Consider the following 14,127-nt stretch of genomic DNA (forward strand, 5'->3'; position numbering starts at 1 on the left):
AACGGTGTGGATAGTCTAAGTGAATGGTTTATATGTATAGAGTAAACAAGAGACTATGCACGCACACAGAAGCACACACCTTGTCATTCCGTAGGAATCTCGACTCTTATTTTATCCTTCTTCATTATCACAAGCTTTTTGTGCCTGGATTCCTCCGGAATGACAAACGCTGTGAATAGGCTAAGCGAATAGGTTGTAGTATGTCTGAAGCAAATAACTATGCATACGTACAAACACCAATAAGCGCTCAGCTAGTCATACCGCAGGAATCTCGACCTTATATTGTCATCACCTATTGTCAGAGACTATACACGCGCAAATAAGCACCGACCGTGTCATTCCAGGAATCTAAATATTATAGACACATTATTTTAAACCTTCATTGCCACTAAGTATCCTTATTAGCTTACAGGCAAATTTATTCCCAGTTTAAAAATTTTATGATAAGCAGTGATTTGATTATCAGTATTATCAAACTGTCTTTTTATGTTTTCAATTGAAAAATTATGCAGTAATGAGGGAGGATTATTAGAATTCTCACTATCAGGCTGTTGAAGATGAGGGTAAATAATCAGGCAATCCAATATCTGATCTTCTTTCCAATCCTTATTTTTACTTTTCATTTCGTTGATAACCTTCTTTAAACGGGAGTACCCTGAAACCTGGCGGATGTCTTTGTGGATATGACTTTTAGTATATTTTAATTTATACTTAGTATCAATGACCATTTCATAGCCCGGTTTACTGATCAGAAAATCCAGATGATTTCCGTAGGTTTTGAATTGATAATGAATATGATGAGCATCTTCAGGATTAGCTTTGATCAATTGATAATAAAAATAAAGTTCAAACAGTCTGGGCATATCAATCCAGAAGGGAGGTGTCTTTATTTTTTTCTGCGTCGTTTTCGTAATCGTATACGAGAACCGTTTCAGAATAAATTTCCCTATTCGTAAAGCCTCTCCATATTCATTGAAGAACGGATTTTTTTTGCCGTGTTTTAATTGATGTTCATCAACATCGGTACTGATATGTTCAAATGCCGGCCTGCAATAATTTAAAATATGTTGAACAGATTCTATATTGGAAGAAAATAGTGAAGGATTGTTCTCGATATAGCTGGTTGCAAACACCAATACTTTTTTTAGAAACCTGTTTTCAAAATAATCTTCACCAAAAACCTGAAATTCACAAAAAGCAGACGTGGGTTTATTTTTAAAAACATTCTTCTTTATATGTGGACCTATTAATACTTTGCCCTTTACTCTACTATTAAGATTTTCCTGGACTTTATAATATGCCTTTTTCAATCCTTTTCTTACAATTATTTTCAAATGCTGCAAAAACTGTATAATAAGAAAAGGGGTCAATCGATCATCTTTTTGATCTATTTCAATATATTTTGCATCCCAATCTATTTGGATAACATCTTTTGAATAGTGTGCAGTTTGTGGTAAAGCCATGATATCCAAAAGAATTTTAAGATAATTGACTTCTTTAGTCTCTATCTTTTCCTTGCTATCATATGTTTCAGGGAGAGGAAGAGAATTTTCTTCTTCATTGAGGCAGTTCCGGAAGTACTGCGACAACCCCACATTAATCTTGGGTTCTACATAAATGGTTCTGCCGGTATTTCCCAGCCAGTCAATACCTACAAAATAATCTGCCTTAATCTCACAATGATTTTCTCTTTTTACCACCGAAAAAGAATAAGACTGATGGTTGAACTTTTTACTTTCCAAAGCCGCAAACAGCTGAAAAGAGTCGTCATCAAGATGCAGCAGTTCATCTGCTATATTGGTAAAAGACTCTTCAGCAGTAACCCGTTTGATCAGAAAACTTTTATGTTCCGAAAGTAAAATTCCCATTAATTATTTATTTTCAAGGTATTGATATAGTCTTTGATGTTATATTCTTTATTGTTGTCATTCTTATCCTCGAAGGTTCCGATAAGAACACCATCTTTCACATACTCCAGAAGAATAGGAACCACTTCATAATTCATTTTCATTCTGAAAATTTCCTCTTTTGTCTGCCCATCCTGTATATCTTCATTTTTGGCAATAAAATAACTGTGTCCTAACTGAACATCCTTAGCCTCAAATTCACCACTTACATTTCCATTTTTGAATAGCTCCGAAACTTTTTTGAACCCTTCATTATTAAAATGAATGTGCTCGTCATCCTCCAGAGGTTCAGGTAACACATCAATAAAAGCAAAACGTCTTCGGATTGCATAGTCGATATGTCCTACACTGCGATCTGCGGTGTTCATGGTGCCGATGATATATAAATTAGAAGGCAGTATCAAATCATTTCCATCTACATCATACATGGATTCTACAGCTTTCCCTCGATATTCTAAGGCATAAATAAGTTCTCCTAGTACTGAAGAAAGATTAGCTCGGTTAATTTCGTCAATTACTAGAACATATGGTTTTAGTTCTTGCTTTTGATCATTTGTATTTTTTATGAAGGAGATATTGTTCTCATTAAGATAATTTTTGAAATTTTCTATCAAATTTTGATATAAATAATACATTCCACTTCTTGCAGATTTCGATAAAATAGAGTTTTCTCTAATTTTGATAACAGGGGAAGATAAATAAAGCCCTTTATAGCCTTCTATAATGTCGCTGTCTTTAATTAAAATAGAATCATTTTCATTGCTATAACGATTTACTCTAATTGCATTTTCTTCTATGGAAATAATTTTTGGTTTTGTATCATCCTTTATAATTATTTCTCCCCTCTCTTCTAATTCCTTTTCCAGAGTCTCTTTAAAATTTTCATAGTTTTTTTGTATCCAATTTTCTTTAGAAATTTCTTCTGGAGCTTTTTTAGAATCATTATAGTTCTCCGTTGCCTCTCTTGCAAATTCCCCTAGTGTTTTGTTTTCGGCTATATAAAGAATTCCTTGACCAGCTGGATTAGGTTTGGCGACAATACCTCTTACAAAATCTTCATAGGTATAACTTGGGTGAAACTGGATAATTTTAAATTGTGGATTGTCTTTTAATTCTTCTGTTGAAGATAATCCCAGTAGTTGAATGGCTAGTTCCTTTGCCTGTCTGGTTTTTCCGGTTCCCGGAGGACCTTGTAGAATGATTTGTTTTTTATAGGTAAGTAGATCTATGTAATTGTTCATTTTTTTTTCTTTTATTGTTAAGCTATGCCATTCTTTGATAAAACTATTTGTAGCATTTTCATTCTGGCAATAGGTTAAAGTTCCAGATGCCTGAATATATTTTGTTCCATATTTTTGCAAGCAGTCATTTAAAATTTTCTTACTTTTCTCCGAAAAGAATTCTATTATTTTAACTTTCCTAAAATAGTGGTGATGGTACTTTTGCTCCAGTTCCGGATCTGTAAAACAATTGCTCTCAATTAAGCATAATGCGATGGGTAGTGATCCCTCTCTCACCAATATAATATCGTTTTTTTGTATTCCGTCATTGTTTTCATTAGTGAAATAGCGGCATTGAATGTGGTTCCAATCTCCTGTACCAATTACTGGGTATTTTTCTTGTAAAAGTAATTTTGAATCAATGCTGCCTCCATCTCTTCCCCAAGGTTGATTCATTTGTATGTGCCAATAACTCATAGTTTATTTTCCATTTATTCACAAAGATTAGTTATAGCCCATCTTTGTAATGGTTTTAGTTTGTATTTTCATTACAAGTATAACGAAAATCTGCAACTTCTACTTACGGGAAAACGTAATTGTATACAATAATCACTTATACAAGTGTCCACAGTTACTTTTTAAATATCTACCACCGGATAGATAAGCCCTTGCAACAGGTTGTCCATATATCAACAGCCGGTCCTGAAATAACGGCAACAAGTTGGTTAAGTGTCTCCAGGCATTTCAGAATAAGCTGAAGACACTTCATTAATAACCTGCAGGCAGTTTTTAAATGATAATACCCCCTTGGGTAAGGGGGTACATACACTTGTAGAAATGGGCGTTTGAACTTTAGAACCGCCTGTTGATATTTGTATAACCAATTGCTGTTAGTTCTTTACGTCATCAGAGGGAGTTACCGGAGGGGTAGAAGGGGTTGTGGTTATGAAAAACTGCTTCATATCTTCATAAATGGTATTCGTTCCCGGAACATTTTCTCCTGAAAGGAATTTCATGTTTCTATAGAAGGTGATGGCATTGTGGTAATTATCGTGATCCAGCAAAACTTTAGTATCAGACAGCTGTTCTGTTAATGAGCTCATGATTTGCAGGCGTTGTTCTACCTGTTCTCTTCCCAGATAATCCTTATCGAATTCCACTTTATCTAAAAAGTTGGGAACATATTGGGGATATTGCTCCATGTAGATTTTGGCTTTATTGACGAAGAGTTTGTTCTGTTCCGCAATACTTCCGTATTGTTGTCTTTCCTCGGGAGTAAGATTGATGGTTTTTCCTGATAAGACCGTATCGATAGTTTGCAATGCCTGATCAAGTTTGGTTAGTTCTTCAGTGGTAAAACTTAAACTGATTAAATTGTCTAGTGCCATAATATTGTGTTTTTTGGTTTGTAGGATCAAATATAGCGAGTGCCAGGCATAGAAAAACAGGGGATTGTAAGATTTTTAACGCATGTTCGTCAGAAAGTGAAAACCAGATAACAGCGTTTGTTTTTTCTAACTTTTTGATGAAAAAAAGCGGGCATAAAAACGGAAATAGCGAAATAGGAGAGAAAGACCGTTTCACAGTATCAGGATGAAGAACAGAGATTGTAATTAAGCTGTTTTTTAAGGCGAGTTTTTATAAATATTTTTCTATATTTAAACCTCATAAATGTTGATTTATCATGGAACATACAATACATCAGGGACGCAATGTAAAACGATTCAGAGAAATGCTGGGCATCAAGCAGGAAGCATTGGCTTTTGACCTTGGAGACGACTGGAACCAGAAGAAAGTTTCTCTGCTGGAACAGAAAGAAATTATTGAAGACCCTTTACTGAAAAGAATTTCTGAAGTATTGAAAATTCCGGTGGAAGCGTTTCAGAATTTTGATGAGGAGCAGGCGGTGAATATTATTTCTAATACGTTTGGGGATAACGCTTGTGTTGGAAACCCAAATTCAATCTTCAATTTTAGTCCAATTGATGAGATAAAGAAATTACATGCAGAAAAGATGGAACTTTATGAAAGAATGCTGAAAGAGAAGGATGAGATGATGGTGAGATTGGAGAGGCTGATTGAGAAGGGATGATTTGTTTAAATATTATAAAAAAAGGTTCAGAATCTGCTGAACCTTTTCTTTGTTTAAGTAAACCTCAGATTTTTTACTATTTAATGGAATTATTATATTAAACTTTAAAAATAAAACAGTAAAATTCTAATTTACAGTTACGGGAAAGCGTAAAACATATCTTGTAAATACAGTTATTTTTGTATGCTAACTTTAATTAGCACAAATAGTTTTACGATCGAAGTTAATTCATTAAATTTGATACTTTACTAAAAAAATAAAATTGATAAATACATCATACATATACTTAGATAATGCTTCCACCACAAGAGTTGATGATAAAGTTATAAAGGAGATGATTCCTTTCATGTCTGAATTTTATGGTAATTCTTCAAGTTCTCATGCGCTAGGAATTGAAACTAACAAAAATATTATAATTGCGAGGCAAAATGTCGCTAAATTATTTAATGCTGAACCAAAAGAAATTATTTTTACTTCTGGAGCAACAGAAGCAATTAATACTATTTTTAAAGGCTTAGTTGCTTCTAATAGAACTAAACGATCACAAATAATCACAGTTACAACAGAACATTCTGCAGTACTTGATACTTGCAAATATTTGGAGGAAATAGGTGTTGATGTAATTTATATGCCTGTTTTGGAATCGGGATTAATAGACTTATGTGAATTAAGAAAAGTAATTTCAGAGAAAACACTTTTGGTTTCCGTAATGCTAGTTAATAATGAGACAGGAGTAATACAACCTGTGAAAGAGGTAACAGAAATCGCTCGTGAGTTTGGAGCTTTAATGATGACGGATGCTACGCAAGCTGTTGGGAAAATCTCAATTGATGTACAAGATATTGATGTGGATTATCTTGTTTTTTCAGGCCATAAGTTTCATGGACCAAAAGGGATTGGAGGATATTATCATAATTCTAAAGCTTTTAACTTTCAACCTCTAATCCATGGAGGTGGACAAGAAAAAGGAAGAAGAAGCGGTACATTAAATGTCCCAGGTATCATAGGGTTGGGTAAAAGCTGCGAGATCTGTTTAAATGAAATAGAAAAGAATAAATCTTCAATAAAAAAGTTACGAGATTTATTAGAAAATGAATTATTGGTTATTGAAGGGGCATTTATTAATGGTGATAAAGAGAATAGAGTCTATAATATTTTGAATATTTCCTTTCCGGATATTGAAGCTGACATTCTCATCAAAATGTTAAACAATATTTGTGTTTCAAACGGCTCAGCTTGCCATTCAGAGTTAATAGAACCTTCACACGTCCTTAGAGCAATGGGATTAAGTAATAAAGACGCTTTTTCAAGTATAAGATTCAGCCTAAGTAAATATAATACTGAAGATGAAATTCTTTACACTATTAAAAAAGTTAAGGAAATTATCTACCAACTAAAAACTTCAAACTATGCCTGATATTTCTACAGAAGACCTTTTTAAACTTTTATATTTTAGTCCTAATGAGGGGGATGTTGAAAATGTAATTAAACAGTATCCTGATATTTTCAAGACAAAAACTGGTTTGTATTGTTATGATAAAACATCTATTCAAACGTTCTTGTACAGTGACAATAGTGAAAGAGAAGCTATTGGAAATTCTTGTAGAAAAACAAAAAATCCTTACTTTTAGAAGTAAGGATAATATTGGATAACTGACAATTATTTTTCGAAACAAACTGTCAAATCAGGTTGTGACTATTACAACTTAATATTAAAATTAGTTGCTATTTCTATATCTTTTTTTGTTTTTTTAACATCAATACCTAAATATTCTAGAAGTAATATGGTAGCAAATCGTTGCCGAGATTTTTCTGTAAGAATTGTTTCTGTTTCTTCATCCCAAAAAATCTGTTTCCAAATCTTATTATTCAAATTAAAATCATTTTTTGAAAAGTAGTCAAAAAATTCTTTCTTCTTTGATTTATCTATTGCGATTTTTAAAGTATCAAAAAAGATACTTTGTCCAATAGGTCTAAATAACAAACTAGTCTTTTTTAATTTTCTATTGATTGGATTACCGTCAAAAAAATGTTTTAAATCAGCTATATTTTCTATTACTTCAGATATTATTTTCTTTACTTTTAGAGTATCTTTTTTGATTTCTTCTTCTGAAAATCTATTTGTAGTAAATAAATTTTTATTATGTCCATTTCCTTTGATTCCGACAATCGCTTTGTCTGTGGTTAAACATTCTACAATATCATAAAGAACCAAAATGTTAGTAAAATGTGTCGAATTATCAGGGTTGATTGAACGGTTTTTAATGGTTAATATTTTATCTTTTAATATCTGGAAATTATCAACTAACTCTCTAGTAATGATAGCACAATTGTTATCTTCACTTAATGCTATTATTTCACTTTGACTTACTGGCTTTGCATACTTATTTAGGGTCGAAAATAACCTTCTTGTACGTACTTTGCCTTCATTAGTTGTCTTATGTGCAACAAAAATAACAGCTATTTCTTCTTCTCCTAATTTTTTCTCCTGTTTTACAGCTTCTCTAATTGATATTGCCCTGTGCTGACCATCAATAGCAAATATATCTTCGGTACCTTCTAAATTTAATATACCGAAAGTTCTAGATAAATATTCTAAATCAGTTTCATTAAGGTTTTCATATTCTTGACTAGGTTTTATACTAATGTCCTGCCAAGAAGGATTTCCTTCATATATTCCCAATATCAAACTATTGAAAAAATGTTGTGGTTGCTTTCTAAGGTAATCAACAATTTTCTGGGTTCTACTTTTTTCTAAATCTCTTTGTATCCAATCACCTAATTTTAGATCTTCTTTATTTGCATAATAAGTATCAATTTCTTTAGGCAACATAACTCTATTAGCAATCTCTTTAAATTTTAAGAGAGTTACATAATAATACCAATCTCCCATTTGACCTTTTAAGCAAGGAAGAGAAATAGATTTATTAGTTTTCTTTTTTAAACTCATGAATAAATATGTTTATATTCTTCGGAAATTTTAAGTTCAGGAATAGATGTGTTAACATATGGCATATAAATGTTAAGAAGTTTTTCCTCAACATCTTTGACATGGGTTGCATTTAACTCTGCATAAAAAAAATGTATATGACCATAATAATCATTTAACATCTCTTGAACCTTTATTCTTGGCTTTTGATCTCCAATTCCCTTATTGTTCTTTTCATCTATATAATTCTTATACCTTGCTCTTAATGTTGCTGATGAAGCTTTACCAATGTAGAAAAGGTACCTTGTCTCAAACAAAAAATTTACTATTGGAGGTTCTACAACAAAACAATATACTCCCTTCTTATTTGGAACTAATGATGAGTTTCCATCTTCAAATAGAATCCTTTCCCATTTTATTTCAATTCCAATTTGCTTACTAGGATCATTCCAAAACTCAGGGTATAAAAGAAACTTTCGGATATGTTCTTTTATTTCTTGTCTTCTATTGCGTTTTGCCTTCCAAGAAATATCATGCATAATTTGTCGAATTTATATAAAACAACTTGCACAACCTTCTCCTTCAGAATCATCCAAAAGATCTAAGAGGTAAGCTGATTTTTTATTTTGGTTATTTTTTTGTAGTTTTTTTATTTGTAGCTCTTTAATTTGAGTCATACGTTCTGGCTTTACGATATCTTCCAAACTCTCGTCCTGCATCCATGTATAACCATCCTTTTCGTATTCTAGTGCTTTATCAAAAAGTTCACGATGCTGTTCATATAACCATATCCATTCTATCTTTTGTTGATAAAAACAAAAGAAACAGCCAGAGCGACTCCGAGCATATTCTCCTTTTAGACCATTTACTTCAAATTCAACTTTTTCATAATATTTCGGAACTCCAACACCACTATCTTTTAAGATGTTGAAAATGTCTTCCCTTACTAGATTATCTTCATTATCTAACAAGGCAAAATCACCTTCATAGGCAAGTGGATATTCTGTCGTTTTTAGAAACTCAAAAACAACCTTATTAAATGCTTGGATATCTATATCTAATAAATCATTTAATTTATCTTTAATCGTATATCTGGAAGAAATAAGCTCATTAACAACTTCTTGAGTTCGTGATAATTTTTGAACTGATATATGATCATTATACCAAGTGATAAGGTTTTCAATATTTGAATTTTTTAAAACTTTACTGATAACATCTTCACTCCATATATTTTTGCGAAAAGGAAAAATTGACTGGATGTTACCTTTTCTTGATATATATCCTTCTCTGTCTTCATCCCCTCTAATTCCAACATAAGAAACAACCAAATCGTCACCTACCCAATCTTCAAATGGTTCTAATTTCAATTTTTTAGTACACCAGCGAGCATTCGAAGATGGTAAATAGCCTCCATACAATTTTAAAAAATGGTCAAAAGGGTCTTCGTGACTTTTTTCTGCAGCTTCAATACGTATTACTTTTTTACCAGTATGTGTTTCGATATTGCGGATAAGATCATATGTCTCTTGTAACTCTTTTCCTGTATCTGTAAAGTAATATTCAATATCTAAATGAGGGTATTTTTCAAATAAATAGATAGCTAAGGCACCACTATCTTTGCCTCCTGAAATACCCATTACGTGCCTTACTTTTCTCATTTTTTTAGTTCTTCTTGCAATAAGTTTGCAAGTACGGTTATATTAATTCGAGAATCTCCTACTAATAGTCTTTTTAATTCTATTTCTTTTTCAGAAATCTCTTTTGTTTTTTCTTTAGGTAAACGTACTAAATTTTTCTTTAATCCATCTACAAATGAAGTAATTTCTATTTTAAAGATTTCTTCTGTTGTTTCATCAAAATCTTTTTGACTAATTTCGTTAAGATTATCCAATTCTGCAATAGTATCTGTAAAAACAGTATATAATTTTGCCTCTTCTTCATCAGTAATCTTATCTAATGTTTTTCCTAAACAAACTTGTACGAGTGAGTTTAACCAAGCATTTTTATCGTCCAGTGGAGAATTCAATCTTTGAATAAATACTTTATGGTTGGACTTTAATAAATGTTTTTTTATTTTTTTAAATCGACTCTGAATCTTTAACTTATATTCTTCAAAATCTAAGTTTTCACCTATGATTTCACTCAAAATATAATTTTCAAATCTTTCAATTAGCCCCGAATAAGAGGTTCTTATTTCTCTTATTGATGATTGTATATCATTAATATAATGTTCTAGTTTTTGCGTGTTATTTTGCAATTCTATAATGCTTACATTCATTGCAGAAGGAAAGTCTTCAAAAAAAGTTTTTTCAGGATCTTTTGAATTGGCAATAGCATCTCTCAGTTTTAATGCCCTTTTTCCTAGCCGCAAGGTTTTCTTTGAATAATCAGGAAGATCTTTATAAAATTTTAAGAAAGGTTTTACTGTTTCAATAAAACTCTGATTGGTAATAATATTCTTTTCCGTTTGTTCCAGCAATTGTCTATACTGGTTAAACATTTTCAGCTTAACACCTTCCACATCAAAAGCTTTTACTTCATAATCCCTAGCTTTTTTGGAAACCAATTCTAAATTCTCAAAAGTTAGCTCAGGAATATAGGCGTCTTCACAAAAAAGAGCAAAATCATTTCGTTTAATAAAAAGAAATGTGGATAACCAAAAATCAATAAATCCTTGTTTTAATTTGAATGGCTTCACAGATAGTTGATCTACGAAATCTTGTAAGTTTCTTTTACTATATTTAGAAGAATTAAGAAATCTTTCTCCTGCCATCCAAAGCGCCTCGTAACTAGTGTCCATCGGATTTGAAACAATTAATGCCCCGTTCTCCATTCTATGAATTCCCGTTTCCTTTAATAAACTTAAATAAATTGTTTTTTCTGGAGGAAAATGGTTGTTATCAAATCCTAAGTTTTCAACCTGCCAATTGCTTACCAAAGCTCTGAGTAAAGCTTTCCTTGCTGTAGAAATAGGAGATGAAATTTTGGTTTTATTAACCATTTCATTTCTGAAAATAGGTGTTCCTGTATAGATATCTTCATTACAAATTCTTGAAAGCTCTTGATTAAGAGCTTTAGCAGAAGAGAAATTTAATAATTCTCCTCTGTAGAACCATTCAATATTATGATTATCAGAATATAAATCTTCATTGATGAAATTATTTAAATCTTTTTTATAAAATTGCTCTAACTCGCCGAGTTCGTTTAAAGCAATTTTATCATTTAGATAATCCGATTTTATTTTTTGAATTTTTAAGATTTCATAAATAATCTCTTGTATTTGCTCATAGTTTTTATAATATGCTATTAGTACGGCTTCTTCACATTGTTGGGAAAATTCAATAACATCTTGTCTTGTGATACTATTCGAAAAAACTAAATTAATGAAGCCATCAACTTCTCCAAGAGGAACATCATTAATTAATTTATCAACTAATTTAAATTCAAAAAAACGAGGTGTTCCCTTGATGTAGTAGACTGATTTTGCAGTAATATAATTACCAGTAAAATATTCTCTAATGTAATCTATAATATTATTAGGCTTTTCTACTGATGAGGAAGCTTCCTCTAAAGCTTTTTCAATATCCAAATCAGTTCCTTGGGCTAATACAAAACGATTAGAATAACTAACGTATCTTAAAATTCGTAAACTTACTAATTCCTCAATAACATTTTTTACATCATTAATGCCTAAGGAATATTTTGCATATTGCTCAATAAAAATCTCATCTAAATTTCCTGCCGAATTTCCAAAAATATTGAGTAATCCTATCGTCTTTACAATCTTAATAGCATTATTGGGATTTCCTATAAACCAGCCCTCAGTCATTTCTATGGCTGCTCTAATATTAGTCCATTGTGAATAATGTGGATTGTATTTGGTTGTTAAAAATGAATGGTAGTTGTGAATCAAATAATCATAAACACAAGCTATATTGAAATAAGGATTTCCAATACTATTATAATCAAATAAATTATAGGGATCGTTCGAATCTAAAAAAGAAAATAAAGACCTTTCATTTTGTCCATATTTTTGCAATGATAATGTGAGAACAGACGCTGATAAAACATCTAAAGGAAATAGTTTTTTTCCTATCTCTTCATCGAAATAATCTCTTAACGGAAATAATTTTGAATCTTGGATAAGTTTAAACAAATCTCCAAAATTGTCCATATCATTTTTAAACCCTAATTGATCAACTCTTTTTGCCGCCAAAAATAAGAGTTGTTCTACAGGTTCATTGAAAGTTATTTCTTTTAATCTTCCTTTTACCTTATCCCATTCATTTTTTTGAGATTTAGATAAATCAAATGCATATTGATTAAAATCTTGATGTAGTGTTGAAATAAAAAGAATATTTTTGTCCTTATCATTAACATACTCTGCTAACTCTTGTACAAAGTATAATTCCTTTTCTGGACCGTTTTTAGCAGCATATTCTAAAAATTTACCAAATTCGTCAACAAGAATTATTAATCCCGAATTTAATTTTGAATAGTAGTCATCTATAGCTTTTATAATATTCTTAGAACTTGCTTCTTCTACATTTAAAAAGTCGGCAAATTCTTTTAGGAATGATGAATATTCCCCAACAAGTTTTATAAATTTGAAGTCACTAAAAGCTTTATTTTTAAAATTATCTGAAAGATGTGTAGAGTCATTCTCAAGAGCTTTTAGAAAAGCTGATTTTCCTGTTCCGTAAGCCCCAATCAGATTATATGCTCTAATTCCAATTTGAAATCCAGTTGCTAATTGAGAGTGAACCAACTCCGCATTAGGAGTCAGGATGTAATCTATATTTGTACCATTATCTCTTACTATGTTCACTGATGGAGAAAAATGATCATTATTTCTATCTATAGTATTCATTAAGAATTTCCCATTTATTAACTTGTTCTTTGAATTGCAAGGTTCTATTACCCGCCGTTTCACTATAAATTATGTTAGTATACCTGTTACTAATATTTATAAGGTGCCTGTATAAATCATCCGCATTAAGTGCAAAAATATTTCCAGGAGAATTTATTCCTGTTAATAATTGTTGAAAACTAATTGTTTTGTCTTTGTAATTATCAATTATTGAATATAAAACAATTTCGGAGGGTAAATTATCTCGTTTTTCACTTCCTATTCTATACCAGTCTTCTGTTTTATCATCAATTCCAATTTTTTTGTACTGATGAATTAATTCTAAATCCAAAAATATATTAGAAAATACATCTTCAATATCTATTTTCGCTTTTCTTTCAGGAGAAGCATAATTTCTGAAAAAAACATTTATATCTGTAGTGATTGTTTTTTCAACATAATTAATAGAAGAGTCTTCATTGCATTTTCGCTTTAAAAAAGAATGTAAATGCTCTTTTGTAAAATCTATTCTTTCCTTGCGAAATTCATTAAATAATAATGAATATAAACTGGCTTTATTTTTCTTTATAAGATTATAATGTAATAGCCAAAGAGTCCCAATGTCTTCTAAATACGGATCATAGCCAGTATCAGAAAAGATATGATTGCCTAATTCTGTAGGAGTATCATCTTTTTCATTAATGATATTAAATGATTTGCACCAGTATCGTATAGAATTAACCATGTTTTTTCCTACTCCCAAATCTATTACAGCTTCTTCATTATTAAAAGATTTATTATTGCTAACAAAATCATAACCCTTTTTCAGCCAGAATTGCTTACAAGAAAATGATTCATGTCCTGAAAACTGTAGTTTAAGATTTATATTAATTATGTCCATTTATATTTAAAAAAAATCAGTCTACAAAGGTAGTTTTTTCTATCTACTTTTATCTTATATAAATTTAAAATATCTTATAAGTAAGAATTAGCTTTTTGAGCTTCAATTTATATTTTAAAATAAAATGATTTGTTAATTATTCTAGAAATGTTTCTAAACAAATTATTTGGTAGTGTTTCTGTAATCACAGTAGCCGCCTTAGTGTTAAGTTTATAGCCTTTTTGAAAAT

The 14,127-nt window shown here is 30.9% G+C and carries 11 protein-coding genes; 3 read left to right on the top strand and 8 right to left on the bottom strand.

Translation table 11 applies throughout. From position 1 onward, the window contains the following. Positions 1–401: 401 nt before the first annotated feature. The 3 genes from ACLI50_RS13510 to ACLI50_RS13520 all read right to left on the bottom strand — a co-directional run bounded on the left by ACLI50_RS13510 (position 402) and on the right by ACLI50_RS13520 (position 4,515). On the bottom strand, positions 402–1,868 hold the full coding sequence (locus ACLI50_RS13510) for a 5-methylcytosine restriction system specificity protein McrC (RefSeq protein WP_411413991.1): 1,467 nt from the start codon (positions 1,866–1,868) through the stop codon (positions 402–404). Further along, on the bottom strand, positions 1,868–3,604 hold the full coding sequence (locus ACLI50_RS13515) for an McrB family protein (RefSeq protein ID WP_411413992.1): 1,737 nt from the start codon (positions 3,602–3,604) through the stop codon (positions 1,868–1,870). Before ACLI50_RS13515 ends, ACLI50_RS13510 begins: the two co-directional genes overlap by 1 nt. Positions 3,605–4,017: 413 nt before the next feature. Continuing rightward, positions 4,018–4,515 (bottom strand): hypothetical protein, encoded by a 498-nt coding sequence (locus ACLI50_RS13520; protein WP_411413993.1) that lies wholly within the window; start codon positions 4,513–4,515, stop codon positions 4,018–4,020. A gap of 296 nt (positions 4,516–4,811) precedes the next feature. Here ACLI50_RS13520 and ACLI50_RS13525 point away from each other — a divergent pair, with 296 nt between their 5' ends. The 3 genes from ACLI50_RS13525 (at position 4,812) to ACLI50_RS13535 (ending at position 6,850) form a co-directional block, all read left to right on the top strand. Continuing rightward, positions 4,812–5,219 carry a helix-turn-helix domain-containing protein gene (locus tag ACLI50_RS13525; RefSeq protein WP_411413994.1) on the top strand — a complete coding sequence of 136 codons (408 nt, stop codon included), beginning with the start codon at positions 4,812–4,814 and terminating at the stop codon, positions 5,217–5,219. Between the two features lie 262 nt (positions 5,220–5,481). Further along, on the top strand, positions 5,482–6,636 hold the full coding sequence (locus ACLI50_RS13530; protein WP_411413995.1) for a cysteine desulfurase family protein: 1,155 nt from the start codon (positions 5,482–5,484) through the stop codon (positions 6,634–6,636). Beyond that, positions 6,629–6,850, top strand: coding sequence for a hypothetical protein (locus ACLI50_RS13535; RefSeq protein ID WP_411413996.1), 222 nt, complete (start codon positions 6,629–6,631; stop codon positions 6,848–6,850). The genes ACLI50_RS13530 and ACLI50_RS13535 overlap by 8 nt, the downstream gene beginning before the upstream one ends. A gap of 68 nt (positions 6,851–6,918) precedes the next feature. Here ACLI50_RS13535 and ACLI50_RS13540 read toward each other — a convergent pair whose 3' ends face one another. Genes ACLI50_RS13540 through ACLI50_RS13560 form a run of 5 tightly spaced genes read right to left on the bottom strand, consistent with a single transcriptional unit; the run spans position 6,919 to position 13,898 of the window. Next, on the bottom strand, positions 6,919–8,169 hold the full coding sequence (locus ACLI50_RS13540; RefSeq protein ID WP_411413997.1) for a DGQHR domain-containing protein: 1,251 nt from the start codon (positions 8,167–8,169) through the stop codon (positions 6,919–6,921). Then, the gene (locus ACLI50_RS13545; RefSeq protein WP_411413998.1) at positions 8,166–8,687 is read right to left on the bottom strand and encodes a hypothetical protein; all 522 of its coding nucleotides are present in this window, start codon (positions 8,685–8,687) and stop codon (positions 8,166–8,168) included. The genes ACLI50_RS13540 and ACLI50_RS13545 overlap by 4 nt, the downstream gene beginning before the upstream one ends. Before the next feature lie 12 nt (positions 8,688–8,699). Continuing rightward, the gene (locus ACLI50_RS13550) at positions 8,700–9,806 is read right to left on the bottom strand and encodes a phosphoadenosine phosphosulfate reductase domain-containing protein (protein WP_411413999.1); all 1,107 of its coding nucleotides are present in this window, start codon (positions 9,804–9,806) and stop codon (positions 8,700–8,702) included. Further along, positions 9,803–13,018, bottom strand: a complete 3,216-nt coding sequence (locus ACLI50_RS13555; protein ID WP_411414000.1) for a hypothetical protein — start codon at positions 13,016–13,018, stop codon at positions 9,803–9,805. Before ACLI50_RS13555 ends, ACLI50_RS13550 begins: the two co-directional genes overlap by 4 nt. Further along, positions 13,002–13,898: a DUF4007 family protein gene (locus tag ACLI50_RS13560; RefSeq protein ID WP_411414001.1), complete on the bottom strand. Its 897-nt coding sequence runs from the start codon at positions 13,896–13,898 to the stop codon at positions 13,002–13,004. The genes ACLI50_RS13555 and ACLI50_RS13560 overlap by 17 nt, the downstream gene beginning before the upstream one ends. Positions 13,899–14,127 lie beyond the last annotated feature (229 nt).

The organism is Chryseobacterium cupriresistens, from assembly GCF_046614675.1.
Taxonomy (GTDB): domain Bacteria; phylum Bacteroidota; class Bacteroidia; order Flavobacteriales; family Weeksellaceae; genus Chryseobacterium; species Chryseobacterium cupriresistens.

What these genes read in the sequence shown, in the direction of transcription:
- ACLI50_RS13515 (WP_411413992.1), bottom strand. Translation starts at nt 3,604, where the DNA reads ATGAGTTATTGGCACATACAAATGAATCAACCTTGGGGAAGAGATGGA.
- ACLI50_RS13550 (WP_411413999.1), bottom strand. Translation starts at nt 9,806, where the DNA reads ATGAGAAAAGTAAGGCACGTAATGGGTATTTCAGGAGGCAAAGATAGT.
- ACLI50_RS13535 (WP_411413996.1), top strand. Translation starts at nt 6,629, where the DNA reads ATGCCTGATATTTCTACAGAAGACCTTTTTAAACTTTTATATTTTAGT.
- ACLI50_RS13555 (WP_411414000.1), bottom strand. Translation starts at nt 13,018, where the DNA reads ATGAATACTATAGATAGAAATAATGATCATTTTTCTCCATCAGTGAAC.
- ACLI50_RS13545 (WP_411413998.1), bottom strand. Translation starts at nt 8,687, where the DNA reads ATGCATGATATTTCTTGGAAGGCAAAACGCAATAGAAGACAAGAAATA.
- ACLI50_RS13560 (WP_411414001.1), bottom strand. Translation starts at nt 13,898, where the DNA reads ATGGACATAATTAATATAAATCTTAAACTACAGTTTTCAGGACATGAA.
- ACLI50_RS13540 (WP_411413997.1), bottom strand. Translation starts at nt 8,169, where the DNA reads ATGAGTTTAAAAAAGAAAACTAATAAATCTATTTCTCTTCCTTGCTTA.
- ACLI50_RS13510 (WP_411413991.1), bottom strand. Translation starts at nt 1,868, where the DNA reads ATGGGAATTTTACTTTCGGAACATAAAAGTTTTCTGATCAAACGGGTT.
- ACLI50_RS13525 (WP_411413994.1), top strand. Translation starts at nt 4,812, where the DNA reads ATGGAACATACAATACATCAGGGACGCAATGTAAAACGATTCAGAGAA.
- ACLI50_RS13520 (WP_411413993.1), bottom strand. Translation starts at nt 4,515, where the DNA reads ATGGCACTAGACAATTTAATCAGTTTAAGTTTTACCACTGAAGAACTA.